This window comes from Tritonibacter sp. SIMBA_163 (assembly GCF_046535935.1).
In the GTDB taxonomy this organism is placed as follows: domain Bacteria; phylum Pseudomonadota; class Alphaproteobacteria; order Rhodobacterales; family Rhodobacteraceae; genus Epibacterium; species Epibacterium scottomollicae.
The window spans coordinates 1-242 of record NZ_JAWJBP010001145.1 but is presented as its reverse complement, the minus strand read 5'-3'; the positions used below and the strand labels follow the sequence as shown (position 1 = coordinate 242).

Sequence of the window (242 nt, the reverse complement as noted above, 5' to 3'; positions counted from 1 at the left end):
ATATGCAGCGATCCGGTGACGTTCGGCGGCGGAATAACCACGGCAAACGGATCGGCTCCCGGCTTCGCGCCTGCACCCGCCTTGAATGCACCCGCTTCTTCCCAGCGTTCAGCAATTTTCGGCTCTATCGCCGCGGCGTCATAGGTCTTCTCAAGCATGGAATTATCCGGTCTTTATGCGCGATGAATGAATTGAAGGCTCAATAGCAACTAACAGCTGACAAATCACTTTAAAAGTGACAG

1 protein-coding gene is annotated in these 242 nt (G+C 52.9%); it reads right to left on the bottom strand.

The window, feature by feature from the left end; all coding sequences use genetic code 11:
- Nucleotides 1–158: class I tRNA ligase family protein (locus R0J92_RS25910; protein WP_411053801.1), on the bottom strand; the 158-nt coding region annotated here is incomplete at its 3' end.
- Nucleotides 159–242 lie beyond the last annotated feature (84 nt).